Genomic DNA, 2252 nt, shown 5'->3' on the forward strand with positions numbered 1-2252 from the left:
AAATAGAGGAGAAAAGCACTACCTATTTTACTTCTTTTTACCTATATTTTTAAACAAAGAAGAGCTTAGGTAAATAAATCAATGCTCGCCTCAAAGTATGCTCTGTATCAAAGCGCTTGATGCTCCAAAAGATAGCAGAGCGAATATGGACTATGACGTTGATGAATTTGATAAGATACTTTTAAGTGGTGCTCTATTTTGGTGATATTCGTCGGTTGTAGCCATTGGATAAAAACTTGCCCCTCTGTGTCGTCTTTCTTTGTTGCGATGTTGGCAAGCTTTCCTAGTACCGGCGGCGTTTGATACCTGAGCTCACTAGCAAACATCAGCGCGTATCGTTTTTACCAACAGAGCATGTAGCTTACCGTAAAGAGCAGTTGACAATCGTAATCGACAGGCAGGTGTTGTCTGCTTTGCACTTGTGGAAGAGCTGATACAAAATGATGTAGCAGACCAGCAAGTAAAACATTTTAATCCGAAGCTCGCCTATGCGAATGATCTTTTTATTGCCATCGGCTATCCATTTTGAGCCGTAGTAATGCATTTTTTTTAGTGGATCCAAAAAAGCTTGAATTGCTGCACCGGATAAGGCAATGTTGTTTAGCATGACCGGTTGCAGATCCTCAACACGAAGGGACGCTGCCATATTGCCCCCTCCCGATTTTATTAAGGAAGGGCGCACGGTTGGGGGGGGGGCATCAAATAGACGAGATGGGGTGAAATTTAGATTAATCCTTGCCCATTGCCTGCTAACCCACTGATTTTACATGACCCGACCAAAATTTTTTGGGGTAAAATATTTTTATGCCCCTCTGAATATTCAATAATTTTAGTTGGTTAGGTAGACCGTATATGGCTCAACAGGAGAGATTTGCGCTGTCACGTTTTTCAACGACCGTCCCGGAGGCCCTGGCAAGGGGAATGACACGGGATGCCCATAAATGAATTGTGCTTATTAAATAATTAAAATTTATGGTTCCTTTTGCCCAAAGTGAGCGTTTTGCAGGCATAGATCTCCCCGCCAGAGCTTCTCTGGTTTTAAAATTTACTTAACTTTCAAAATATCGTTAAGCTGTTTTTGCTTTGGCTATCGGACGCACCAGAGAACGCATTTGCTCGATACGACCGGCCTTTACATGACCCAGCGCCATCGCCATCATCACCGCTAATGCTAAACCAACTCTGGTCTGCATCTTTGCTTTGCCACGGATGTAATGCTTTTCAAAACCAAAGCTGTTATCGATACGGTTATTGATCCGTTCCAAAGATGAGCGGCGGTTATAGGTCCTCTGCCAACTCGGGCTGCCATGAGGGGTCGGCGTAAAAATTCGCCGATCCGCTTTGGTAATATTGATGCGAACACTGCGACCATACGCACCTGGATTCACTTGCCCGAATGCCGAGCACTCGTTGCGACCTTTACATTCATATCCATATGCAGCGGCGGGACAACGATACTTTACCGTATTTCGATTTGCTTCAAAACCCTGAAAAGCCATATCGCGCTGTTCACCGGTTGCCGGACAGATGCAATGCAGGGTCCCTTTTTCAGTATGAACAATGGTATCCACACGCTCAGTAAAAAGCGCTCTGGTAATCGGCTTTTCAGGATCATATCCCGGCTCGTTCTTTTCTTCTCGCCACATCTGTCGAATATCTATCACGGGTCGAATGTGGTAATCATCCCACAACATCGCTTTTATCTCAGCACTATCCAATCCCTTGTCGGCTGTAAAATCTTCACAGCGCTCTGCAATGGCAGGCGTCTGCTCAAAGGTCTGTTGAATCAGGCTACCAAGCTCGACTGGCTCGGATGCCGATGCCACGGTCAGCCCAAAAGCCACTGGAATTTCATAAAGTGTATCGGCGATTAAATGTAAACCATAGCCAAACCAACTCTTAACTTTCTTCCATGGCTTACCGCCCTTATCGACGCCTTTGGTCTCATGCTTACCCCAATTCGCATCAGGATCAGAGGTCTGCCCGGTTTCTCGGTTTTGCTGCCCAGTGCTGTAACTGTCTATCGCTTTGCCATCATAGCCCAGGTGTTTGCCAAAATCAGGCAACTCAACCATTAAATCTTCGCGCAGCTTGCGCCCCATTTCCGATATCATTTTTTGCTCATCTTCCAGTTGGATCACATTTTTTAAAAATCTTGAAAAATTCCAACTCATCGGCACTTGATAATATGGCGCCTTAACCGCCGCGCGGATCACTTTCATCTTACCGGTTTTCTCATCACGCTCAAGTCT

Annotated in this window: 2 protein-coding genes; both read right to left on the minus strand. The window is 45.2% G+C overall.

Going from position 1 to position 2252, the window contains the following annotated elements; translation table 11 throughout:
* Positions 1-361 precede the first annotated feature (361 nt).
* Entirely contained in the window at positions 362-646 is a 285-nt protein-coding gene (locus GY683_RS00875) for a hypothetical protein (RefSeq protein WP_297286955.1), read from the minus strand.
* A 421-nt stretch (positions 647-1067) separates the two neighbouring features.
* Positions 1068-2252, minus strand: a 1185-nt coding sequence (locus GY683_RS00880; RefSeq protein ID WP_297286956.1) for a transposase, incomplete at its 5' end; no start/stop codon positions are given.

It is taken from the genome of Moraxella sp., assembly GCF_024227015.1.
Classification (GTDB): Bacteria; Pseudomonadota; Gammaproteobacteria; order Pseudomonadales; family Moraxellaceae; genus Moraxella.

Excerpts from the sequence above, each read along its gene's own strand:
- GY683_RS00875 (WP_297286955.1), bottom strand. The coding sequence starts at position 646 with ATGGCAGCGTCCCTTCGTGTTGAGGATCTGCAACCGGTCATGCTAAAC.